This window comes from Lysinibacillus sp. NPDC093688, from assembly GCF_050280145.1.
GTDB lineage: Bacteria > Bacillota > Bacilli > Bacillales_A > Planococcaceae > Lysinibacillus > Lysinibacillus xylanilyticus_B.
Map to the genome: position 1 here is coordinate 88,470 of NZ_JBNNUX010000013.1, position 23,717 is coordinate 112,186.

Annotated in this window: 21 protein-coding genes and 1 riboswitch; of the genes, 16 read left to right on the forward strand and 5 right to left on the reverse strand. The window is 39.2% G+C overall.

Going from position 1 to position 23,717, the window contains the following annotated elements:
• Positions 1 to 105: 105 nt before the first annotated feature.
• The 8 genes from ACQKN2_RS12360 to ACQKN2_RS12395 all read left to right on the forward strand — a co-directional run bounded on the left by ACQKN2_RS12360 (position 106) and on the right by ACQKN2_RS12395 (position 11,123).
• Positions 106 to 1,122 carry a thiamine pyrophosphate-dependent dehydrogenase E1 component subunit alpha gene (locus ACQKN2_RS12360; protein ID WP_427415242.1) on the forward strand — a complete coding sequence of 339 codons (1,017 nt, stop codon included), beginning with the start codon at positions 106 to 108 and terminating at the stop codon, positions 1,120 to 1,122.
• Entirely contained in the window at positions 1,122 to 2,105 is a 984-nt protein-coding gene (locus ACQKN2_RS12365; RefSeq protein WP_049664234.1) for an alpha-ketoacid dehydrogenase subunit beta, read from the forward strand. Before ACQKN2_RS12360 ends, ACQKN2_RS12365 begins: the two co-directional genes overlap by 1 nt.
• A 404-nt stretch (positions 2,106 to 2,509) precedes the next feature.
• Positions 2,510 to 3,850 carry a dihydrolipoamide acetyltransferase family protein gene (locus ACQKN2_RS12370; protein WP_427415261.1) on the forward strand — a complete coding sequence of 447 codons (1,341 nt, stop codon included), beginning with the start codon at positions 2,510 to 2,512 and terminating at the stop codon, positions 3,848 to 3,850.
• Between the two features lie 132 nt (positions 3,851 to 3,982).
• Positions 3,983 to 5,674, forward strand: coding sequence for a methylmalonyl-CoA mutase family protein (locus ACQKN2_RS12375; RefSeq protein ID WP_427415243.1), 1,692 nt, complete (start codon positions 3,983 to 3,985; stop codon positions 5,672 to 5,674).
• Complete coding sequence (scpA, locus tag ACQKN2_RS12380) at positions 5,671 to 7,824, forward strand: methylmalonyl-CoA mutase (RefSeq protein WP_427415244.1); 2,154 nt, start codon at positions 5,671 to 5,673, stop codon at positions 7,822 to 7,824. The genes ACQKN2_RS12375 and scpA overlap by 4 nt, the downstream gene beginning before the upstream one ends.
• Entirely contained in the window at positions 7,824 to 8,921 is a 1,098-nt protein-coding gene (gene meaB, locus ACQKN2_RS12385) for a methylmalonyl Co-A mutase-associated GTPase MeaB (protein WP_427415245.1), read from the forward strand. The genes scpA and meaB overlap by 1 nt, the downstream gene beginning before the upstream one ends.
• Positions 8,922 to 9,114: 193 nt before the next feature.
• Positions 9,115 to 9,555 carry a BrxA/BrxB family bacilliredoxin gene (locus ACQKN2_RS12390; protein WP_323647030.1) on the forward strand — a complete coding sequence of 147 codons (441 nt, stop codon included), beginning with the start codon at positions 9,115 to 9,117 and terminating at the stop codon, positions 9,553 to 9,555.
• A gap of 590 nt (positions 9,556 to 10,145) precedes the next feature.
• The gene (locus ACQKN2_RS12395; protein WP_427415246.1) at positions 10,146 to 11,123 is read left to right on the forward strand and encodes an aromatic acid exporter family protein; all 978 of its coding nucleotides are present in this window, start codon (positions 10,146 to 10,148) and stop codon (positions 11,121 to 11,123) included.
• Positions 11,124 to 11,143: 20 nt separating this feature from the next.
• On the opposite strand, the gene prli42 is transcribed toward ACQKN2_RS12395, so the two are convergent.
• On the reverse strand, positions 11,144 to 11,239 hold the full coding sequence (gene prli42, locus ACQKN2_RS12400; RefSeq protein ID WP_158003016.1) for a stressosome-associated protein Prli42: 96 nt from the start codon (positions 11,237 to 11,239) through the stop codon (positions 11,144 to 11,146).
• A gap of 125 nt (positions 11,240 to 11,364) precedes the next feature.
• Here prli42 and mce point away from each other — a divergent pair, with 125 nt between their 5' ends.
• The 5 genes from mce to ACQKN2_RS12425 all read left to right on the forward strand — a co-directional run bounded on the left by mce (position 11,365) and on the right by ACQKN2_RS12425 (position 16,855).
• A complete protein-coding gene (mce, locus tag ACQKN2_RS12405) occupies positions 11,365 to 11,778 on the forward strand; it encodes a methylmalonyl-CoA epimerase (protein WP_337989624.1) in 414 nt (137 codons plus the stop codon).
• A 5-nt stretch (positions 11,779 to 11,783) separates the two neighbouring features.
• The gene (locus ACQKN2_RS12410; protein ID WP_427415247.1) at positions 11,784 to 13,331 is read left to right on the forward strand and encodes an acyl-CoA carboxylase subunit beta; all 1,548 of its coding nucleotides are present in this window, start codon (positions 11,784 to 11,786) and stop codon (positions 13,329 to 13,331) included.
• A gap of 464 nt (positions 13,332 to 13,795) precedes the next feature.
• Positions 13,796 to 14,761, forward strand: coding sequence for a hypothetical protein (locus ACQKN2_RS12415; protein ID WP_427415248.1), 966 nt, complete (start codon positions 13,796 to 13,798; stop codon positions 14,759 to 14,761).
• Positions 14,762 to 15,225: 464 nt separating this feature from the next.
• Positions 15,226 to 16,341 (forward strand): M20/M25/M40 family metallo-hydrolase, encoded by a 1,116-nt coding sequence (locus tag ACQKN2_RS12420; protein ID WP_323647016.1) that lies wholly within the window; start codon positions 15,226 to 15,228, stop codon positions 16,339 to 16,341.
• A gap of 25 nt (positions 16,342 to 16,366) precedes the next feature.
• Positions 16,367 to 16,855 carry a chemotaxis protein CheW gene (locus tag ACQKN2_RS12425; protein ID WP_427415249.1) on the forward strand — a complete coding sequence of 163 codons (489 nt, stop codon included), beginning with the start codon at positions 16,367 to 16,369 and terminating at the stop codon, positions 16,853 to 16,855.
• Between the two features lie 645 nt (positions 16,856 to 17,500).
• On the opposite strand, the gene ACQKN2_RS12430 is transcribed toward ACQKN2_RS12425, so the two are convergent.
• On the reverse strand, positions 17,501 to 17,638 hold the full coding sequence (locus ACQKN2_RS12430) for a hypothetical protein (RefSeq protein ID WP_427415250.1): 138 nt from the start codon (positions 17,636 to 17,638) through the stop codon (positions 17,501 to 17,503).
• A gap of 200 nt (positions 17,639 to 17,838) precedes the next feature.
• Between ACQKN2_RS12430 and ACQKN2_RS12435 the strand changes: the two genes are divergently transcribed.
• Positions 17,839 to 18,045, forward strand: a complete 207-nt coding sequence (locus tag ACQKN2_RS12435) for a DUF6366 family protein (protein ID WP_427415251.1) — start codon at positions 17,839 to 17,841, stop codon at positions 18,043 to 18,045.
• 156 nt (positions 18,046 to 18,201) lie between these two features.
• Positions 18,202 to 18,292, forward strand: a riboswitch (cyclic di-GMP riboswitch).
• A 44-nt stretch (positions 18,293 to 18,336) separates the two neighbouring features.
• Positions 18,337 to 19,224: an amidase gene (locus tag ACQKN2_RS12440; RefSeq protein ID WP_427415252.1), complete on the forward strand. Its 888-nt coding sequence runs from the start codon at positions 18,337 to 18,339 to the stop codon at positions 19,222 to 19,224.
• Positions 19,225 to 19,267: 43 nt separating this feature from the next.
• Here the strand turns inward: ACQKN2_RS12440 and nspC are convergent, their stop codons facing one another.
• From nspC to ACQKN2_RS12455, 3 genes are all read right to left on the reverse strand, one after another.
• Positions 19,268 to 20,407: a carboxynorspermidine decarboxylase gene (nspC, locus tag ACQKN2_RS12445; RefSeq protein WP_427415253.1), complete on the reverse strand. Its 1,140-nt coding sequence runs from the start codon at positions 20,405 to 20,407 to the stop codon at positions 19,268 to 19,270.
• Positions 20,404 to 21,633 (reverse strand): saccharopine dehydrogenase family protein, encoded by a 1,230-nt coding sequence (locus ACQKN2_RS12450; RefSeq protein WP_427415254.1) that lies wholly within the window; start codon positions 21,631 to 21,633, stop codon positions 20,404 to 20,406. Before ACQKN2_RS12450 ends, nspC begins: the two co-directional genes overlap by 4 nt.
• 276 nt (positions 21,634 to 21,909) lie before the next feature.
• On the reverse strand, positions 21,910 to 22,116 hold the full coding sequence (locus ACQKN2_RS12455) for a hypothetical protein (RefSeq protein ID WP_323646986.1): 207 nt from the start codon (positions 22,114 to 22,116) through the stop codon (positions 21,910 to 21,912).
• Between the two features lie 577 nt (positions 22,117 to 22,693).
• Here ACQKN2_RS12455 and ACQKN2_RS12460 point away from each other — a divergent pair.
• Complete coding sequence (locus ACQKN2_RS12460) at positions 22,694 to 23,434, forward strand: tetratricopeptide repeat protein (RefSeq protein WP_427415255.1); 741 nt, start codon at positions 22,694 to 22,696, stop codon at positions 23,432 to 23,434.
• Positions 23,435 to 23,717 lie beyond the last annotated feature (283 nt).

Consider the following 23,717-nt stretch of genomic DNA (forward strand, 5'->3'; position numbering starts at 1 on the left):
TGTGCAATCAAGTACATATTTTGGTGAAGAGCCATAAATGCTTTAGTTATCATATCCAGAAAGTGTTTTTGTAGCGAAAGCGAAACGTTCGAAAGGGGTGTTCGTATGCAAGGTGTTCAAATTAAGCATGAGGATTTAGGTTTAACAAATGAAGATGTACTTGCAATTTTCGAAACGATGTTAATGGCAAGAAGACTAGATGAACGTATGTGGTTATTAAACCGTTCTGGTAAAATTCCATTTGTTATTTCTTGTCAGGGTCAGGAGGCGGCGCAGGTAGGGGCTGCCTTTGCTCTTGATCATAACAGAGATTATATTGCACCTTACTATCGTGATATGGGTGTTGTTTTACATTTTGGCATGACACCGAGAGAATTGATGTTATCCGCATTTGCTAAAGCAGAGGATCCGAACTCGGGTGGCCGTCAAATGCCAGGTCATTTTGGACATAAGAAAAATCGTATTCTAACAGGTTCTTCGCCAGTTACTACACAAGTTCCACACGCGGTGGGCGTAGCTTTAGCAGGGCGCCTACAAAAAGAAGATTTTATTACTTTCGTTACACTAGGTGAAGGTTCATCTAACCAAGGCGATTTCCATGAAGGTGCGAATTTCGCAGGAGTGCATAAGCTTCCAGTTATTATAATGGTAGAAAATAATCAATATGCAATTTCTGTGCCAGTTGAACGTCAATTAGGCTGTGCGAAAGTATCAGATCGCGGTATTGGCTATGGTATGCCAGGTGTTACAGTTGATGGAAAATGTCCATTGCAAGTCTATAAGGTTGTGAAAGAAGCGGCTGATCGTGCACGTAGAGGTGAAGGTCCAAGTTTAATAGAAACAGTGACTTATCGCTTAACGGCTCATTCTTCGGATGATGATGATCGTCAATATCGAACTGCTGAAGATATAGCAGAAGGAAAGGCAAAGGATCCAATTCTGTTATTTGAAAAGTATCTAATGGATGCTGGAGTTATAACAGAAAAACTTCGTGCTGAAATAGAAGAACGTGTTATGGCAGAGGTGAATGAAGCAACAGATTATGCAGAAGCTGCTCCGTATGCACCACCAGAGCATGCTATGAAATACGTATATGCACCAGTGGACGGAGGTGACGTGTAATGGCAGTGATGTCTTATATTGATGCGATTACATTAGCGATGAAGGAAGAGATGGAACGTGATGAGCGTGTTTTCATTTTAGGAGAGGACGTTGGTCGTAAAGGCGGGGTTTTCAAAGCGACAGCAGGTCTTTACGAGCAATTTGGTGAACATCGGGTACTTGACACGCCTCTTGCAGAGAGTGCTATTGCAGGTGTTGGGATTGGTGCTGCGATGTATGGAATGCGTCCAATTGCCGAGATGCAATTCGCTGACTTCATCATGCCTGCTGTTAACCAAATTGTTTCTGAGGCAGCAAAAATCCGCTATCGTTCAAATAATGACTGGTCTTGCCCGATGGTTATACGTGCACCATTTGGTGGAGGTATTCACGGAGCGCTCTACCATTCGCAGTCTGTTGAGGCGCTTTTTGCAGGAACGCCAGGGTTAAAAATTGTTATACCTTCAACACCGTATGATGCAAAAGGCTTATTAAAAGCAGCAATTCGCGATGAAGATCCCGTGCTGTTTTTTGAACATAAGCGTGCATATCGTCTTATTAAAGGGGAAGTCCCAGTAGACGATTACACATTGCCGATTGGTAAGGCAGATGTTAAACGGGAAGGGGAAGACGTTACTGTTATTACGTATGGTTTAGCTGTCCATTTTGCATTACAAGCTGCAGAGCGTCTAGCAGCAGATGGTATTTCAGCGCATATTCTTGACCTACGTACGGTATATCCACTTGATAAAGAAGCAATCATTGAGGCGGCAAGTAAAACAGGTAAAGTTTTACTAGTTACTGAGGATAATAAAGAAGGTAGCATTATGAGTGAAGTTGCAGCAATCATTGCAGAGCATTGTTTATTTGAACTCGATGCACCAATTCAACGTCTTGCAGGACCTGATGTTCCAGCTATGCCGTATGCACCGACGATGGAAAAATATTTTATGATCAACCCTGAAAAAGTAGAGCGTGCGATGCGAGAACTTGCAGCATTCTAATAAAGAAGAGTTTATTTTTAATATTCACTCATGTGGTAAATAGAAGCTTTAAAAAGTTAAAATAAATGTGATTGTTTATCTATGCGTCATAACCTAAAGCTTATAAATGTCACAGGTATTTTAAGGCTCTTCATCAAAAGTGTATATAAGTTGATCTTCGTTACGACTGGGCGACTCTTTGGGGTTTAGCAATAGAGGATCGAAGGCTAAAAGCATCACATCCCGTGATAACGCCTTCGTGACCAACATCGTGTTGGCCCAAGCGGCTCATCGGACGCCCCTAGGAAAGCGCCTAGTCGGAACGGAAATCAACCTCCACTTTATGGTGATGCGTTTATTATAAATTTGATAGTAATTTGATAGATATAATTACACCTAGGCATAATTGATGGGGGGAATAGATGATGGCTATTCAAAATATTACAATGCCACAGCTCGGCGAAAGTGTAACAGAAGGTACGATTGAAAAATGGCTTGTCAAGCCAGGTGATACAGTAAAAAAATATGAACCACTAGCAGAAGTTGCAACAGATAAAGTAAATGCAGAAATCCCGTCTTCTTTTGAAGGAGTCATATCAGAGCTACTTGCAGAGGAAGGGCAAACGTTACCGGTTGGTGCAGTCGTTTGTTCTGTTGAAATAGCAGGTGACAGTGAGTTACCTCCACCGCCTCCACCGAAAAAATCAGCGGTAAGTACGGCGATTTTAAATGCAGGTGTACAAAAGAAACAGGAGACGCAGCAACCAACTACAGCTACAAGAGCATCGGAAAAGACAGTTCGCCAGGATAAAGTGCGCTATTCACCAGCTGTTCTTCGACTTGCACAAGAGTATGAAATTGCCCTTGATCGAATCACAGGTACTGGTGAAGGTGGACGTATTACAAGAAAAGACCTAATGAAACTGATTGAAACAGGAAATGTGCCAACTTCTCATGTTGAAACATCACCTGCAGTCGATGTAGCTGTTCCACAATCAGCACCGGTAGAGCCTGCATCACAGGACAATACTAAAGCGGCCACACCTACACAACCAATGCAAGCAGGCGATATAGAAATTCCAGTAACGAAGGTGCGCCGTGCTATCGCTAATAATATGGTACGAAGCGTTCATGAAGTGCCACATGCATGGATGATGATGGAAGTGGATGTTACAGATTTAGTAGCATATCGTGATAGCATGAAGACTGAATTTAAGCAAAAAGAAGGCTTTAATATTACGTATTTTGCTTTCTTTGTAAAAGCTGTTGCTCAAGCTCTAAAGGAATTCCCGATGATGAATTCTATGTGGGCAGAGGACAAAATTATTCAAAAGCATGACATCAATATCTCCATTGCAGTCGCAACAGAGGATGCATTATTTGTTCCTGTTATAAAACACGCTGATGAAAAATCGATTAAAGGCATTGCGAAGGAAATTAATGAGCTTGCAGTGAAAGTTCGTGCCGGAAAACTGTCGATGGATGATATAAAAGGTGGTACATTTACGGTCAATAATACGGGTGCATTCGGCTCTGTTCAGTCGATGGGCATCATTAATTACCCACAAGCGGCGATTCTTCAGGTGGAAAGTATTGTAAAAAAACCGGTTGTTTTACCTGGTGGAATGTTCGCTGCAAGAGATATTGTGAATTTATGTTTATCTTTAGATCATCGTGTTCTTGATGGTCTAGTCTGTGGTAAATTCCTAAATAGAGTAAAAGAAATACTCGAAAATACAAATAAATCCTCAACGTCAGTCTACTGATGACTTGTCGGAAGCCTGTTATATAACGGTTTCCGATTTTTTTTTGCTTTTCGAGTCGCAATTTGTCATGTAGAATAACAAATAGAAACTACTAAGGGGGGAAGCTGATTAAGCGTCCGCATGTCAAATAACATGAAAAATATTGAATTTGAAAAGCCGTCCTATTCAGAATGGCAAGATGCAGCAATCAAGGCTTTAAAAGGGAAACCATTCGAGTCTCTTTTAACGAAAACGAGTGAAGGTATTACATTAGAACCTCTTTACACCCAAGAAAGTTTAGTAGCAAAACTTGGTGAAGAACTTGATAAACAAGTTGCTACAATCCGTTCCCTACAAAATAACCAAGCATTTCGAGTGGCACAGCAAATATATGCTGAAACAAGCGAGGCATTTTTCGCACAGCTTGATGATAGCTTAGCTCGAGGCAATGAAGTAGTAACAATTGATAGCCGTGTGAATTTTGAATGGACTGAAGAAGTAGTGGCACAATTAGCGACTTATTTCTCTGAATATTCGTTTAAAATGTCGGTTGAAAATTCAAATGACCCATTATTAGCAGTATTCGACAAAATAGCTGTTGATCAGCGAGAAGTTGTAAAAGGTTTCATCGTATCGAAAAACCCTATCTCTATAAATAATTTCCCGAGCGTGCGCTCAATCGGTGCGGACACAACGGTTTATCATAATGAAGGAGCAAACGCAGTACAAGAGTTAGCATATGCACTTGCGTTAGCCGCAAAGTACGCAAATCAAGAAGAAAGCTTTGAAGCATTCGCGAAGAAATTTTATGTATCATTTGCAGTAGATACACAGTTCTTTACAGAGATTGCCAAACTTCGTGCTTTTAAAGTACTTTGGAAAGCGTTCTCATCTGCATATGGAGTATCTAATTGCGTAAAAGTTCCAACGCTTGCCGAAACATCGTTAAGAAGCTTCTCGAAGCTAGATGTTTATGTAAACTTATTACGTTCTGCGAATGAAGCTCTTTCTGGCTTAATTGGTGGTGCGGATATCTTTACAGTTCACCCTCATGATGCATTAACGAAACCAACAGATCAATCGGTTCGTATTGCACGAAATGTATCTTTAATCTTAAAAGAAGAAACAAATGTTTTAAAAGTTATAGATCCAGCAGGTGGCTCTTACTTTATTGAGTCATTAACAGCAGATTTTGTGAAAGAAGCTTGGGCATTATTCTTAGAAATTGAAGCAGCTGGAGGCATCGACGCTTACACTGCATCAGGAAAGCTTGCGGAGGAACTAGAAAAATCCTATCAAGCTCGTATCAAAGCGGTACAAACACGTAAGCAATCACTGATCGGTACAAATATTTATGCCAATCCAGCAGATGTGCTTGAAAGCGCAACAAACCCAGCATTTGCTGAAATTAAGCGCATTGCTAAACCTTTTGAGCAATTACGTGCGGAAATGACAGCAGCAAATGTGAAAACAGGAATCTTAGCATTAGGTACAATAAAAAGCTCAAAACCACGTGCTGATTTCGTATCAGGTTTCATAAATACTGTAGGTCTAGTACCAGAAAAAAGTGAACCAATTGCTACAGCTGAAGAAGCGTTAGCTTGGTTAAATGCTACAGAAGCAACATATGTGGTCATTGCAGGTAATGATGACGATACAAAAGAATTAGTACCAGCCATTTTAGCTGGCAAACGAGCAAACGTAATTGTTGACGTTGCAGGTAAATTTAAAGACGAAGAAGAAGCTTGGTTAGCAAATGGCTTAAACGGCTTTATTTTCGCAGGACAGAACATCATCGAAAAATTAAATTCAGTGTTCGCTAGCATGAAGGAGGTCCAACGATGAGCAAGCCAAATTTTAGTGCAGTTGAAATCGAAAAAGTTTTAGCAGCAGAAGCACCTCAAGCGTCAGAAGAAAAATTCATGACAAATGAAGGAATCGAAATTAAAGATATATACACAAAAGAAGATATTAAAGAGGCAAAGCATTTAAATGATGTAGCAGGTATTGCGCCAAATACGCGCGGTCCATACCCTACTATGTATGTAGCACGCCCTTGGACTGTTCGCCAATATGCTGGTTTCTCAACAGCTGAAGAATCGAATGCATTCTACAAACGTAATTTAGCAATGGGTCAAAAAGGTCTTTCTGTTGCCTTTGACTTAGCAACTCACCGTGGCTATGACTCAGACCATCCGCGTGTAACAGGGGATGTTGGTAAAGCCGGCGTAGCGATTGATTCTGTAGAAGATATGAAAATCTTATTTGACCAAATTCCTTTAGATCAAATGTCAGTTTCTATGACAATGAATGGTGCTGTATTACCAGTTCTTGCATTTTATATCGTTGCTGCTGAAGAGCAGGGCGTTACACCAGATCAATTAGCTGGTACGATTCAAAACGATATTTTAAAGGAATACATGGTTCGTAACACATATATTTATCCACCGGCAATGTCTATGAAAATTATTGCAGATATTTTTGAATATACAGCGAAATATATGCCGAAATTTAACTCTATTTCGATTTCTGGTTACCATATTCAAGAAGCTGGAGCAACAAATGACATTGAGCTTGCTTATACATTAGCAGATGGACTTGAATATGTTCGTACAGGGCTTAAAGCTGGAATCGATATTGATGCCTTTGCACCACGTTTATCATTCTTCTGGGCAATCGGTATGAACTATTACATGGAAGTTGCAAAAATGCGTGCTGCACGTCGAATTTGGTCACAAATGATGTCAACGTTTAATCCGAAAAACCCTAAGACATTAGCACTTCGTACACACTCACAAACATCTGGCTGGTCTTTAACAGAGCAAGATCCATTTAACAATGTGACACGTACATTAATCGAAGCAAATGCGTCTTCAATGGGGCATACCCAATCTCTTCATACAAATGCACTTGATGAAGCGATTGCTCTACCAACTGATTTCTCTGCGCGTATTGCACGTAATACTCAGTTGTTCTTACAAGAAGAAACGGCTATGACGAAGGTTATTGACCCATGGGGCGGTTCGTACTATGTGGAAAAATTAACAGACGAGATTACAAAATCTGCATGGGCCTTAATTGAAGAAATTGAAGAGCTTGGTGGTATGGCGAAAGCGATTGAAACAGGTCTTCCAAAAATGAAAGTCGAAGAGGCTGCGGCAAAACGTCAAGCGAAAATCGACTCTAAAACAGAAACGATCGTTGGTGTAAACAAATATCGTTTAGAAAAAGAAGAACCTATCGACATTCTTGACATTGATAATACATTAGTTCGTCAAAAGCAAATTGAACGTTTAGAAGCCATGAAGGCGGCGCGTGATGAAGCAGAAGTACAAAAACATCTAGCTCGATTAACAAAAGCGGCGCAAGATGGAGACGAAAACTTATTAGCGATTGCAGTAGATGCTGCCCGTGCTCGTGCTTCATTAGGAGAAATTTCCGATGCAATCGAAGTTGTTTCAGGTCGTCATAAGGCAGTAATTCGTTCCATTTCTGGTGTTTACTCTGCAAACTTCTCAGATGAAGAACAAATTGCAGAAGTGAAACAAATGACAGAGGAGTTCCTTGAAAATGAAGGTCGTCGCCCACGTATTTTAGTAGCGAAAATGGGACAAGATGGACATGACCGTGGTGCAAAAGTTGTGGCAACAGGCTATGCAGACTTAGGCTTTGACGTAGATATTTCACCATTATTTATGACACCTGCTGAAGCAGCTCAAATGGCTGTAGAAAACGATGTTCATGTTATTGGTGTATCTTCCTTGGCAGCTGGTCATAAAACGCTAGTTCCTGAATTAGTAGCAGAGTTAGAAAAACTGGGTCGCGAAGATATCATTATTATTGTTGGTGGTGTTATTCCAGCACAAGATTATGACTTCCTTTATGACGCTGGTGCAGTCGCGATTTTTGGACCAGGTACAGTTATTCCTGTATCGGCACAAAAGATTATTGAAGAGATTTACAAACGTTTAGGCTATGAGGAAGTGTCTGAATAATGGACAAAAACAAAGGAATGCCTGAAAGTGCGCTATTTGTTATGGACGGAGTAGAGGCAACTCACGACGGAATGCAATATGGTACACCGAAAAAATTCCGAAAGAAAAAAGCAGACAATTTAAACATACAGGAGCTTGCACAAGAAGTACGTGCAAGCTCTCGTACACACTTGTCAAAAGCTATTACACTCATTGAAAGTTCAAATGCAACACATAAAGTGCAAGCACAAGAACTCCTACAAGAGCTTCTACCACATACAGGAAACAGTGTCCGTATTGGGATAACAGGCGTGCCTGGTGCAGGAAAGAGTTCGTTCATTGAGGCTTTCGGAACGATGCTTTGTGAGTTGGGGAAAAAAGTGGCAGTCCTTGCGATTGATCCAAGCTCTTCTTTATCAGGAGGAAGTATTTTAGGCGATAAAACACGAATGGAGGAGCTCGTGAAAAAGCCGAATGCATTTGTTCGTCCCTCTCCGTCAGCTGGTACCCTAGGGGGTGTTCATAAAAAGACACGTGAAACGATGCTTGTTTGTGAAGCGGCTGGTTATGATGTCATTTTAATAGAAACAGTTGGTGTTGGACAAAGTGAAACGTATGTCCGAGGGATGGTTGATTTCTTCTTGCTGTTAGTTTTAACAGGTGCCGGAGACGAGCTACAAGGCATGAAGAAGGGCATTATGGAGTTAGCGGATGCCATCGTTGTTCATAAGGCTGATGGTGATAATGTTCGTCTGGCTAAAAAAACGGTATCCGAGTACAAGCAAATTTTACATTTCTTACAGCCTGCAACTCCAGGTTGGATGTCCACAGCAATGCCAGTAAGCTCGTGGGAAAAACGTGGTCTCGATAAAGTCTGGAATACAATAGGGGAGTTCAGACAAATTGTTGAGGCAAATAATTACTGGTCAATCAGACGTCAAAATCAGACGAGAGATTGGTTCCAATCGATGATTACCGACCATTTAATCGATATGTTTTATGGTAATCCAGAACGTAAAGCACAAGTGCAACTTCTAGAACGTCAAATTTTAAATGGACAGTTGACAGTTACACAAGGTGTAGATCGTTTATTTAGCGATGAACCATCAAAGAAATAATATCATCTAATATGTGAGCAAGTAGGTGCACAAATTCGTCACTAACTGCTATGATAGGAGATGTATGAGCGTCGAATATCTAAAGCTAGTAAGTTTAACTTCATTCAGCTGAAAGAAGTTAAAGCCTCCGGAAGTAATTATGCCGAGGCATAATTGATGATGATGACGCGAACTTGAAAGGAGCTATCGCTATATGAATATGGATTACGATTTATTTATGCAAGAAATTTTAAAAACAGCACGTGCAGAAATTGAGGCTGCAGGTTATGAGCAGCTTCGCACGCCAGAAGCTGTTGAAGAGGCGTTTGCTCGTCCAGGTATAACATTAGTCATGGTAAACTCAGTATGCGGCTGTGCAGGAGGTATCGCACGTCCATCAGCAGCACAATGCGTACATTACGATAAACGTCCAGACCATCTTGTAACGGTGTTTGCTGGTCAAGATAAAGAAGCAACTGCAGCTGCTCGTTATCACTTTGGTGAAGATCATATCCCATCCTCCCCATCATTTGTGTTATTAAAGGATGGACAAGTAGTAGCAGAAGTTGGACGCTATGAAATTGAAGGGCATGACCCAATGTCAGTAGTAACGAACTTACAAGCAAACTTTGAGGAATACTGCGACGAACTTTAATTTTATTCATAGAGTTAAAAGTGACGTTATTCTATAAGTAGGAAGCCCCGCAGCTACAAAATATCTGCGGGCGCTTACTTCATAGCCATGCTAATTGATCCCCGATTAGCATGACGTTATTGATAACTTTCTTTTATTTTCAACATACTAGTCAATTGACGTTCGGAATATTTGAAATATTGGCTAAATGAATAATCTAAAGTTTTTAAATGAATAAAATTAACAGGTGTGTTGATTAGCAATATTGGGCATATTTGTGGTGAAATCTTTTATTTTTCTAGGACTACAATATTGTTGCTCATCACCAAAACTGTTGGTGACATTAGTAAAACGTATTCAATGAATATTAGTTGATTGGAGTGGAGGATGGGCGACTCCTTGGGGAACAGCGATAGGGGAACGAAGGCTAAAAGCATCACATCCTGTGATAACGCCTTCGTGACCAACATCCTGTTGCCTCGACGCCCCCAGGAAAGCGCCCAGCCGGAATGGAAATCAACCCCACGTTATGGTGATGAGCCTATGTTTGAAAATATAGCTAATCAACACGTTTGTAAATGTAGAGTACTAAAAGATAGGAGGCAGTCGACTTGAAGAAGTTTTCAATCGGCTATCGTACATTAAAAACGGCATTTGGCGCAGCAATCGCTATTGCCATTGCCCAATACTTTGAATTAGCTTCTTATGCATCTGCTGGTATTCTAACAATATTATGTGTACAGCCAACGAAGAAAAAATCTCTTCATGCTGCATATACACGATTTGTCGCAAGTATTATCGCAATGTTTTATGCATTTTTGAGCTTTGAGCTATTTTCTTATCATCCGCTTACATTAGCAGGTATGCTGATCATTTTTATACCAACAATTGTGTCATTAAAGGTAGCGGATGGCTTTGTCTCTAGTGCCGTTATTATCATGCATATTTATGCTGCTAAAAGCTTTTCATTGGCACTTGTTTATAATGAATTTGCATTAATGGCAATTGGATATGGTACGGGAATAGCTATAAATATGTATATGCCAGACATTCAAAAGGAATTAAATTACTACCGAGTTAAAATTGAGGAACTTTACAGTAAGATTTTTTTAGAAATTGCCAACTATTTAAGAGAAGGCGATACATTGTGGGATGGGCAGGAAATTATTGAAGCGATTAAAGCGTTAAATAGTGCGAAATCCCTAGCGTTTAAAGATGTTGAAAATCATTTTACGAGACGAGAAAATGACTACTACGTGTATTTTGATATGCGTGAACAGCAGCTAGAAATTATTGATAGGGTTCTTCCCAAAATAACGGCGCTTCCTGTTATAGTACAAGAGGCTGTGATCGTTGCAGACTTTTTACAAGACCTAGGTGAACATGTTCATTCAGGAAATACGGCTAGTCATTTTAGAGAGAAATTAGAGCAAGTAAAGCTAGATTTCGCCCAGTTACCTTTACCGAAAAATCATGAGCAATTTCTAGCACAAGCGGCACTCTATCAATTTATAGAGGAAATGGATCGATATTTAGAAATAAAGCAGTCTTTTAAGGGGTTAAAGGTAAAGAAAAAGCGCCCGCAGTAATGCGGACGCCTAGTTTTTCATTACACTAGCATCGATAAGCCGAATGCTAGAGATGAGATTACCATGATTGCGACCATAGTATAAACAACGATTTTTTGAAATTTTTTATTACTCATATGCTCGTTCGCTCCTTCTTTTCTTATAAATAGTTTATCAAATCTGAAAAATTTCTCAAGTAGTAGAGTTTTGACGAAAAAGTCTGTAAAATAGATTATGTACCATAACAGAAGGAGATGTCACCATGGAGAGAGTAGATCATATTGGGATTGCAGTCCGCGATCTTGATGAACGCATTACATATTATACAGAAACTTTAGGCTTAAAGCTGCTAAAAGTGGAAGAAGTAGAATCTCAACAGGTTCGTGTTGCATTCATAGATGCGGGTAATGTAAAAATTGAGTTATTAGAACCGATGAGTGAAAAAAGTACTATTCATGGATATATCGAAAAACGTGGAGAAGGTATTCACCATGTAGCTTTCGGTGTAACAGGGATTCGTGAGCGTATGGCAGAGCTTCGTGAAAAAGGCGTACGTCTTTTATCGGAAGAGCCAGGACCAGGTGCTGGTGGTGCAGAGGTTGCTTTCATGCACCCGAAATCATCTTTTGGTGTGTTATATGAATTATGCGATAAAAGTGGAAAAGGGGATAAGTGATCAGTATGGATATGTTCGACAAAATTAATGACTTGTATGACCGTAAGACAGTAATTGAACTTGGTGGCGGCTATGAGCGCATCGAGAAGCAACATGATAAAGGGAAATTAACTGCTCGTGAGCGTATTGAATTATTACTAGACGAAGGTACATTTTTCGAGATCAACCCATTCATTACACACCGTACAGTAGACTTCGGCATGGACAAGATGGAAGGCCCTGGTGATGGTGTAGTGACTGGTTTCGGTAAAATTAATGGACGTCCAGTATACTTATTCTCTCAAGATTTCACAGTATTTGGTGGAGCGCTTGGTGAAATGCATGCCAAAAAAATGGCAACAGTAATGGATCTAGCTGCAAAAAATGGTACACCATTTATCGGTATTAATGATTCAGGTGGTGCTCGTATTCAAGAGGGTGTGCTTTCACTTGATGGTTATGGTCATATTTTCTATCGTAATGCAATCTACTCTGGGGTAATTCCGCAAATCTCAGTTATCATGGGACCATGTGCTGGTGGGGCGGTATATTCTCCAGCAATTACAGACTTCATTCTAATGGTTGATAAAACATCTCAAATGTTTATTACAGGACCTAAAGTTATCGAAACAGTAACAGGTGAACAAATCTCTGCTGAAGATTTAGGTGGTTCTAAAGTAAACAACGCTGTAAGTGGTAACGCACACTTCCGCGCACCATCTGAAGAAGAAGCTATTAATGAAATTAAGAAACTATTAAGCTACTTACCACAAAATAATAAAGAAAAAGCTCCGCGTCAGGCACGTCCAGAGGGTGATGACTATCGTCCAGAAATCGTGGATGCTGTTCCAATCGAAACAACTCGTCCTTATGATGTACGCAAAGTAGTCGAGCAAATAGTGGACGAAGGCTCATTTATGGAAGTTCATTCAGAATTTGCGAAAAACGTAGTAGTTGGTTTTGCGCGTATTGCTGGTGAATCAGTTGGTCTTGTATGTAACCAACCTAAAGTATTAGCCGGTGGGTTAGATATTGATTCTTCAGACAAGGCTGCTCGTTTCATTCGTACTTGTGATGCTTATAATATACCAATCATCACATTTGAAGACGTTTCTGGTTTCTTCCCAGGTGTTAAACAAGAGCATGGTGGTATCATCCGTCACGGAGCGAAAATCCTTTACGCATACTCAGAAGCAACTGTACCAAAAATTACAGTGATTCTACGTAAAGCTTACGGCGGTGCATACGTTGCGCTTAACTCTAAATCAATTGGGGCTGATTTAGTATTTGCTTGGCCTAACGCAGAAATTGCTGTTATGGGTGCGGCAGGTGCAGCTAATATTATCTTCGCGCGAGAAATTGCAAAATCAGAAGATCCAGAAGCAACACGTGCAGCGAAAATCGAAGAGTATAAAGAAAAATTCGCAAACCCATACGTTGCGGCATCTCGCGGTATGGTTGACGATGTTATCGATCCACGTGATACGCGTATTAAGCTAATTCAAGGGCTAGATATGTTATCAAATAAACACGAAACACGTCCAGAGAAAAAGCACGGAAACATTCCTCTATAAAAAATGTACATGCCTAGTATCCATTCGGATTGCTAGGCTTTTCTTTTAGACTTGAATTAATTTGATATGAGAATGACAGATAATTGGCTCATCACCAATAGTTGAGGATAATATGCCATGTATATCAGTTGATTGGAGTGGAGGCTGGGCGACTCCTTGGGGATTAGATCACAGCGTCACAGATGAGACCCTGGAGCGAGCAAGTAGGGGAACGAAGGCTAAGTGCATCACATCCTGTGATAACGCCTTCGTGACCAACATCGTGTTGGCCCAAGCGGCTCATCGGACGCCCCCGGGAAGCTTTGCTCTGTGCGAAAGCGAAGCGTCAGCAAATGTTTTATCTGTGCGAAAGCGACAAAGCGCTCAGGCGGGACGGAAATCAACCATACGTTATGGGGATGAGACAGAAAATTGAAACATATTTTCATTTCATCCGTACATATAGGTAAGAGGAGTTGAGATGAATGGAATGGAAACAATTACAAAAAGAGCAAGAAATGATTCATGCACAATTAAGAAATGCCAGTAGATTAAGTGAACAAAAGGTTTTAATTGAACAGCAAATCGAGCATGCCCAACAGGAAATTTACAAACATTCTAATGCACTCAATCAAATTCGTTTGAGACTCGATAAATTAGAAGGCTTTTCTTTTATGAATATGATTCGTACGTGGACAGGGCAACAAGATGAGCTACGTGCAGAAAAAATTGATAAAGCGGCCATTCTTGAATTAAAAATAAATGAAGCGAAGAAGATGGATGTTGATTTGACGCATGATTTGGGGCAAATCAACACTAAAATTTCTCAAATTAATGAGCAAGAGTTACAAGGAGCTTTAAGCCAATTAAATGCTAAAAAGAAAGGCTACTTACAAATCCATGAGCCTGAACAGGCAAAAAGGCTTGAACAATTAGCGCATGAAGAAATGTTAACAAAACAACTAATGATAGAAATAAAGGAAGCAGAAGCGGCTGGTGAAACAGCAATTACTGAGCTTGGACAAGCAGCAGAGTCCTTGCATTCCGCAAATGGATATTCAACTTGGGATACGTTTTTTGGTGGAGGATTCTTTGTTACACATTTAAAGCATGATGCACTGGATAAAACCGAAAATTATCTTCACAATGCTCAAATTGCGTTACAACGCTTCCATAACGAATTGCTGGATGTACATGAGATGTCAACGAAATCATTACAGATTGAAACAGATGGATTCGTAAAATTTGCGGACTATTTCTTTGATGATATTTTTTCAGCTTGGTCTGTCCATTCTAAAATATCCACTGCAAGAGATCAGGTCTCTCGTGTACAAGATGATGTACATAATACAATTTTGCGTCTACAGGATAAACATAACAAGGCAGATGATTATTTGCAGTCTCTGCAACAAGAAAAAGAAACGATCTTGCAAAACGTGAATATAAAGTAATCTGTGAAAAGATTTTCCCTCTTTTCACAGGTTTTTTTTTCGTTTAATAATAAAAAAATATCGACAAAACGAGGGATTGATTTCCGTTCCGGCTGGGCGCTTTCCTGGGGGTGTCCGATGAGCCGCTTCGCTTCGCTGCAGGGTCTCGGGCCAACACGATGTTGGTCACGGAGGCGTTATCACAGGATGTGATGGTTTTAGACTTCGTTCCCCTATCACTGATCCCCGAGGAGTCGCCCAGCCTCCACTCCAATCAACCACTTAAAATGTACCTTCTGGCTTGTCACTCTAATTTATAGTAATAATACAAAACTTCAGCAATGTTTTTTTTGAGGGGGAATTGCTATTCCTTCATAAATAGTCGTAGTTCCTGTTAGCGAATTATTTCAACTCTTTACACGTTGTGCTAAAATAAACCTATACTATATCGTGGAAATACACGTAAACTAAGGGAGTCCTACAACATGACAAGTCGTTTAGTAGAAGAGTTTTTTGAGCTCGTACAAATCGATTCAGAAACAAAACATGAACAAGTGATTGCGCCGGTTTTAATCGACAAACTAACAGCGCTTGGTTTTACAGTAGAACAAGATGATGCACATACTCGAAACGGGCATGGAGCAGGTAATATTCTTGCTACACTAAAAGGTTCATTAGATATCGAACCAATTTATTTTACTTCTCATATGGATACAGTTGTCCCTGGTAAAGGGATTAAACCATCTCTTCGTGAAGATGGCTATATCGTGTCAGATGGTACAACTATTTTAGGTGCTGATGACAAAGCTGGTCTTGCCGCATTATTTGAAATGGTTAAACGCTTAAAAGAGCAAAATATTGAACATGGTGATATTGAATTTATTATTACAGCTGGCGAGGAAAGTGGACTCGTTGGCGCTAAAGAGTTAGATCCATCTAAAATTAAAGCAAAGTATGGCTTTGCAGTAGACAGTGATGGCAAAGTAGGAGGAATTGTCACAGCAGCTCCATTCCAAGCGAAAATTTCCGTTAAAATAATTGGGAAAACTGCTCACGCTGGTGTTGCTCCAGAAAAAGGAATTTCAGCGATTACGGTTGCTTCTAAATGTATTGCAAAAATGAAGCTGGGTCGATTAGATGAAGAAACAACAGCAAATATTGGACGCTTTGAAGGTGGACAGGCAACAAATATTGTATGTGATGAAGTAACGATTCTTGCAGAAGCTCGTTCAATCGACAAAGCGAAGCTAGATGCACAGACTCAGCATATGCAGGAGACGTTTGAGCAAGTTGCTGCTTCATTAGGAGCAAAAGCTGAGGTTGAAGTAAAGCTTATGTATCCTGGATTCCGTGTAACAGAATCAGATAAAGTTGTTCAAGTGGCAATGGCAGCTGTACACAACATCGATCGCACACCGAAGCTTGGTATTTCAGGCGGAGGTTCCGATGCTAATGTTATTGCAGGTTTTGGCATTCCTACAGTCAATCTTTCTGTTGGGTACGAGGACATTCATACAACAAATGAAAAAATCCCAGTAGAAGAATTAGAAAAATTAGCAGATTTACTTGTTGAAATCGTAAAAGAGTCTGCGAAAAAATAACAACAGAATCGAAGGACGTGACCGAATGGAAAGTGTAAAGGCAGTAGTTTTTGCTTGTGGTACAGAGGAATATGCAGTGCCTGTGGAACAAGCGATTTCGATTGAAAAGTTAGAGCAAGTAACGCCGATTCCTCATTTGCCTAATTATCTTCTAGGTTTCACAAGAATTCGTGGCGAGCTTGTGCCTGTCCTTGATTTTGAGCGTATTCTTTATAATCGTACCTCTAATGTTGCAACAGCACGGATTATTGTGTTGAACACGGATGTTGTAAATTATGGATTACTTGTAACAGAAGCTCGTGAAATTCTTGATTTTGATGAGTCAGTATTAAAGCAGATGGGCCTTGTCAATTATTCAAAAACACGCTACTTTACAGCTGTGGCAAATCTTGAAAATCGTATGATTACTTACGTTGACCCGAAAATACTTGTGAATTCATTAGAAGGTATACGTGAAATAATTAATTATTTGCACAAAATGCTTGAAAATGAAGAAGAAAACGTACAGGCTTGAGTTTTTTATAATTAAGAATTAATTCAATACGATAATTTACACATCATAGTTGATGTTTTAGGCAGAATTACAAATTTGTGATTCTGCCTTTCTTTTTCCAACCAGTAAAAGGAAAATGAATACTCGAAAAGACTATTATCAAAACATGTGGTTGATCTCCGTTCCGACTGGCGCTTTCCTGGGCCGTTCGATGAGCCGCTTCGCTCGCTCTTGTGTTCAATTTTACTTGGGAAGTTGTAGAAAAGCATTATAATGTGATCGAATAAGACTTAGAGAAATGTTGGTAACAAGAATCCAGAATCCCAAAATATTTAAAAGACTAACACGAAGTAAACTGTACCCTATAAGGTAGACATTTGAAAAAAGTCTATCTTATAGTAACGGGTTCTGTTTTGAAGTACAAAAAGCAAAATCGAAGGTTAAAAAGACAATTAATTAGCATATTAAAAGGTACTGCGATTCGCAGTACCTTTTTTTGTACAACTTAGTTTGATATTTCGTGAATCAAAATTTAACTAAAGCACCCCGTTCGTATTAGTTGAAGAAGCGTCCCCAATATTAAAAGCAAAGACGTTTATATTCTCCTCTGGTAAAAAAAGCCCAAGCTCAATATTAATTGAGTACTTGGACTTTGGTGTTACATTATCAAATTGTTTTAGCCATTGTTATATTCGTAATTTCATAGCCCATTTTTTCATATAAGCCACGTGCAATTTTGTAACGGCTAACTGACATGCATCGGTAAAAAACCACGTCCTGTGGCATTACCGAAATGACTGACATCGTGTCGGCCCTCATGTTGTTGCAGTCTCTTCGCTTTCGCACAGACAAAACCCTTTGTTACTGCCGCTACGTTAGCCCTGCGCTTTCGCACAAAAAACATCTACAGGCCTAAGCACAAAGCCGATTTCGGACGCAATTATGAATATATCTATCTTTAGTATAAATAAGTAAATATTTATTATTGGGGAGGTGTTTGTCATATGGAATCAAAGAAAAAGGAAACACCAGAAGAAAAAAGAGAGCGTTTAAGACAAAGTGAATTAAAAAACAATCCTACGGGTGCACTAAACGATGGAGTTAATAGAGGAAGTAGTGGGAATTTAAATGGTATGGGTTGGAAAGAAACGCTTGTATTAATTTTAGTGTTATTTATAGGATTCATTACGTACAAATTGTTTTTCAATTAAAGCAATCTTTATAGATAATTACTTCTACTGTTTTATTCTGATATAGTAAAAATAACCTGTGTTCTCTTTATCTTATTTGAAAAGTTATTAATAAAATTATGCGTTTTACCTACAGACATCTCCGTTCTAACGTCGTATTATGAAAGGTAAGAAAACTACTGTAAAAGGCAAACTTCACCGAAAGGGAAGGACGCAAAGCCGTGAGTCTAAACACTATTTTTTAGTGCATGATCGTCAGGTTGCCAGGTTCGTTCTATGAGCCTCGGCAAATAGAATGGAGATGTTTATCATATGGTAAGTCGTTCACTATCAAAAGCAATTATTGTTTTTATAGTAACAATTGTAAGTACGCTAGGATTAACAATGGGAAAGGTAGACGCAAAGTCCATGCAAGATAAGGCTACTTGGTTATGGGATACGACAAAGATTGTCGAAGATGAATCAGGGGTACTCTCATTTTTAGAAGACAAACAAGTAAAGAAATTATATTTACAAATTAATAGTGATATAGCAAGTAACGATTACAAAAGTTTTATCAATAAAGCTACGACAAAAGGAATAAAAGTATATGCGTTGGATGGTGCTGCAAGTTGGGTATCAGAAGAAGGTTATAACATGCAGGATCAGCTGTTTGAATGGTTACATACATATAATGGAAATGCAGCAACAACAGAGCGATTTTCTGGCGTTCATCTCGATGTAGAACCTTACTTAAATAGTGGCTGGAGCTCGAACCAAGTAAAAACAATTGAATCCTATCAAGCGCTCCTTACTAGAGCGAAAGGGGATACTGATCAATTACAATTGCCTTTGGAAGTGGATATGCCATTTTGGTTTGACGAAGTTTCATATAATAACCAATTTGGCCAAGGTTTATTAGCTGACTGGGTTATTGACCAAGTGGAAAGTGTTTCAATAATGGCTTATCGAGATGCTGCAAAAGACATTATTAAAATTGTTGAACATGAAATAGACTATGCAAAAAAAGTAAATAAATCAATTGTAATTGGTGTGGAAACAGGAGCCTCTGATGAAGGTGAAAAGATTACCTTCTATGATGATGGAGAGGCCTATATGAATAAACAGTTAGCACAAGTTCAAAAACAGTATGCCAATAAAACAAGCTATAATGGTTTTGCCATTCATCATGTTGATAGTTGGATGAATATGAAACCGTAAAAAAATCCTCTCCAGCAATAAGTTGGAGAGGATTTTCTTTGTATTATGAAAGTCGACCGCTATAGTCTTCAAATTTAAATTCACGAATGACTTTAATGCCTTCTTCATCGTTATAAGAAACGATGGATGGAAGGTTTACACCATTAAACATATGATTTTTCACCATTGAGTAATGCGCCATATCTGTAAATACTAGACGATCGCCTGGTTGTAAAGGTTGTTCGAATGAATAATCACCAATTACATCACCGGCAAGACAAGTAAGCCCGCCTAGGCGATATGTGTGAGCTAGCTCATTTGGTTGACCTGAACCGATAATCATTGGGCGGTATGGCATTTCTAGAACGTCTGGCATATGGCAAGTTGCCGATGTATCTAAAATTGCTAGGTCCATACCGTTTTTCTGTACATCAAGAACAGTCGTTACTAAATAACCTGTATTAAGTGCAACAGCTTCACCTGGCTCTAAATATACGAGAAGGTTATACTTGTTTTGAATGTAATTAATGATATTCACAAGCTTTTCTACATCATAATCCTCACGAGTAATATGGTGACCTCCACCAAAGTTTAACCATTTCATTTGATGTAAAACATCACCAAATTTTTCTTCGACAACTTGTATAATACGCTCTAACGTATCTGAGTTTTGCTCACACATAGCATGGAAGTGTAAGCCATCAATACCGTCAAGCTGTGACTTATCGAAGTTGGCTAAAGTTGTGCCAAGACGAGAATTCGTGTAGCAAGGGTCGTAAAGTGCTGTTTCAATTTCAGAGTACTCAGGATTGATACGAATACCACATTCAATTGTTTTACCAGCAGATGTTACTTTGTCCTTATACTGGTTCCATTGGTTAAATGAATTAAACACAATATGATCAACATAGCCAAGTAGCTCGTCCATTTCATGCTCCACGTAAGCTGGTGCATAGACATGAACTTCTTTTCTCATTTTTTCATAGCCGAGTTGAGCTTCAAATAATGAGCTAGATGTAATCCCTGCTAAATATTCACCCACTAATGGGAATGTTGAATGCATAGAAAACCCTTTTAAGGCAAGTAAAATACGGCAACCTGTTCGATCTTGAATCGATTTTAAAAGTTCTAGATTTTTTGTTAATAATCGTTCATCCACTACGTAAGAAGGGGACGGAACTTTTGAGAAATCAATTGGCTTCATCGACTGAATTCCTTTGCGTCTAATTCTAGGTCAAGTAATTCTGGGTTATGGCTTTCTTGCCATGGTAGACCCCATTTATTTAGTGCATCCATGAATGGATCTGGATTGAAATCTTCGACATTCCAAACGCCTGGTTTACGCCATTGACCGTTCATCACAAGCATTGCACCAATCATTGCTGGTACACCAGTTGTGTAGGAAATTGCCTGTGAACCAACTTCGTTATAACATTCTTCGTGGTCACATACATTGTACACATAATAAGTTTTTTCCTTACCATCTTTTAGACCGCGAATAATACAACCGATGTTAGTTTTTCCTTTTGTACGTGGTCCAAGTGATGCTGGATCAGGCAGTACAGCTGTAAGGAAGTGAATTGGTTGAATCATTTGTCCTTCAAACTCGATAGGCTTGATAGAAGTCATACCAACATTCTCTAATACTTTTAAGTGTGTTAAGTATTTTTCAGAGAATGTCATCCAGAAACGGATTTGCTTTAAGCCTTTAATGTTTTTAGCAAGTGATTCTAGTTCTTCATGGTATAAAAGGTAAATATCTTTTGGACCGATTTCTGGTAAGTTATAAACCTCTTTTTTCTCAAGTGGTGCAGTTTCAACCCACTCGCCTTCTTTCCAGTAACGACCATTCGCTGTAATTTCACGAATGTTGATTTCTGGGTTGAAGTTTGTTGCGAAATGGTAACCGTGATCACCAGCATTTGCATCCACAATATCAATGTAGTGGATTTCATCAAATTCATGTTTTTGTGCATGAGCTGTGAAAACGCCCGTTACGCCTGGGTCAAAACCGCTACCAAGTAAAGCAGTTAAGCCAGCTTTTTCGAACTTCTCTTTATAAGCCCATTGCCATTTATATTCAAATTTTGCCGTTTCAGGTGGCTCGTAGTTTGCAGTATCCACATAGTGTACACCCGTCGCTAAGCAAGCATCCATAATCGTTAAGTCTTGATAAGGTAGTGCTACATTAATAACAACTTCTGGTCCAAAGGCTTTAATAAGCTCAATAACCTCTTCCGTATTATCTGCGTCTACCTGTGCAGTGTGAATCTTTGTTTTTCCGCCGTCTAGTTTTTCTTTTAGAGCGTCACATTTTGAAACAGTTCTACTTGCGATACAAATCTCCTCAAATACGTCCGGATTTTGAACACACTTGTGTACCACAACACTGGCAACTCCGCCAGCTCCGATGATCAATGCTTTACCCAATTGTCTACCCCCAAATTCAAATAAGTTTTGTCAAACAAGCTGATTATACAGAAAATTGAATTACTACTCAATCATTCTTTTTAAATTTTCTACAAAATTTTTTATTTTTCAACAACAATTAGTCGTATTCAGAGGGGAATACCACGAAAAAAGAGGCTTTTCATGAAAAAAAATCCCTTACCTACTGATGTAGAGAAGGGGAAATTAACTTTTTTTGTGCAACGAGTGTGTGAAAAAAATAGTTCACTTCAAAACTGTAATTTTAAGTCACCCGAGTTATTTAGAAAAACGATTCGAGATTTGCTGTTTTTCATCCCCCCATAAATAAAAAAAGATTAGTAGTGATGTGCTTAAGAACCCCATCACAAGGGCATATGTGCTGAGGGCCACATCCACTTGACTTTGCATAGCATAAAAGAAAATAGCTCCTAGTGTTAATAAATTTCCAATAATAAGCGATACAAAATGCAATCGTCTATTCATAGCAGCCCTCCTATATATCAAAAATGAAAACGCACTTCAATTATCTCATAATTCAGAACTTTATCCAATGTTTTTTCAATTATCGTAATTTTAAACACAAATCCAATAGAACTAAAAAATAGGAGCTTATCCCTAAAATTTCGGAATGACATTTGTTGAGACGTATGCTAAATAAATAAGTTGATTGGAGTGGAGGCTGGGCGACTCCTCGGGGATCAGCAATAGAGGAACGAAGGCTAAAAGCATCACATCCTGTGATAACGCCTTCGTGACCAACATCGTGTTGGCCCGAGACCCTGGAGCGAAGCGGGGGAGGGGAACGAAGGCTAAAAGCATCACGTCCTGTGATAACGCCTTCGTGACCAACCTCGTGTTGGCCCGACGCCCCCAGGAAAGCGCTCAGTCGGAACGGAAATCAACCCTCGTTATGTGATGAGCCACAATATAATAATAGATACTGAATTAGCCGTAAATTAAAAGAATTATAGAAAAATTATTGCTATTTAGTTTGTTTTAGATTTAAAGATGGTAAAATACTTATAAGACTTTTCTTTTGGTGAAGGTGAGGATTTATATAGTGATCAAACAGTTTGATGAGCAAGTTCAACAGATAAATGAATTATTTATAAATGGTCATGTGAAAGAAAGCTATCAATTAGCCAAAGTACTTTTAGCTAATACTGCGTTTACAGAACATGAATCATGTCCAAGCATTCAACAGCACTCCGCAATGTTGGAAGCAAACGGTTATGCAAATATGCCTATTCCTACTGCTGAAAAAATGAAGCAAAGTGTTGAACGAACAGATGGTTCTTATCCAGAGCGTGATGTACTCGCTGCATACATAGGAAGTGAGGATGAAAAGCAATTCGGTAAAGTAATAGATGAGTTATTGGCTGGGTCGGTCGAGGCACAAGCGAATGCTTACTATACAATGGCCGAATATTTTGCACTTGCTAAGGAGCATGACAAAGCACTTGTGCAATATGCGGAAGCGATAAAACTACAACCAAATAAAGCTCTTTACTGGGGAGCCTTTGCACAGTTTTTGAGCCGCAATGAAGGCAGTCCATACTTGGCACTACGTCTTATTGAAGAAGCAATTCAGCTAGATAGTATGAACCCTCGCTGGTACTATATTCAAGGGAATAGTTTTTTACAGCTTGTCGCAGCTACAAAAAATTTAAGCTATTTACCTGCTCTAGAAGAAGCTTGGGAAAAAGCTAAGAAACGTTGCTCAAATAAACAGGTTTCATTAAAAGTGGACATTGCGAAATCCAATGACATGCTATCGCAATGGAAAAAACAAATGCTATAAGAGGGATGAGAAGCTGCCCTAAAAGTTGGATGCTTAAAAAATAGATTTTCTGAAGTAACGGTAAAATTCGAGCCTGTTCGATGGATATACTGTAACGGGTGGGGAAATGATTATTGAATATCAATAGAAATAGCGTAATTAGATAATAAACAAGGTAGGGATTGATAATGAAACCTTTACCTTGTTTATTATTATTGTATTGAATTAAGTCTAAATGTCTTCGGATGAAAGTTTAGTTCTTTGTTCAGCAGAGATCTCAATAGCACTCGGTTTTTATCGATTA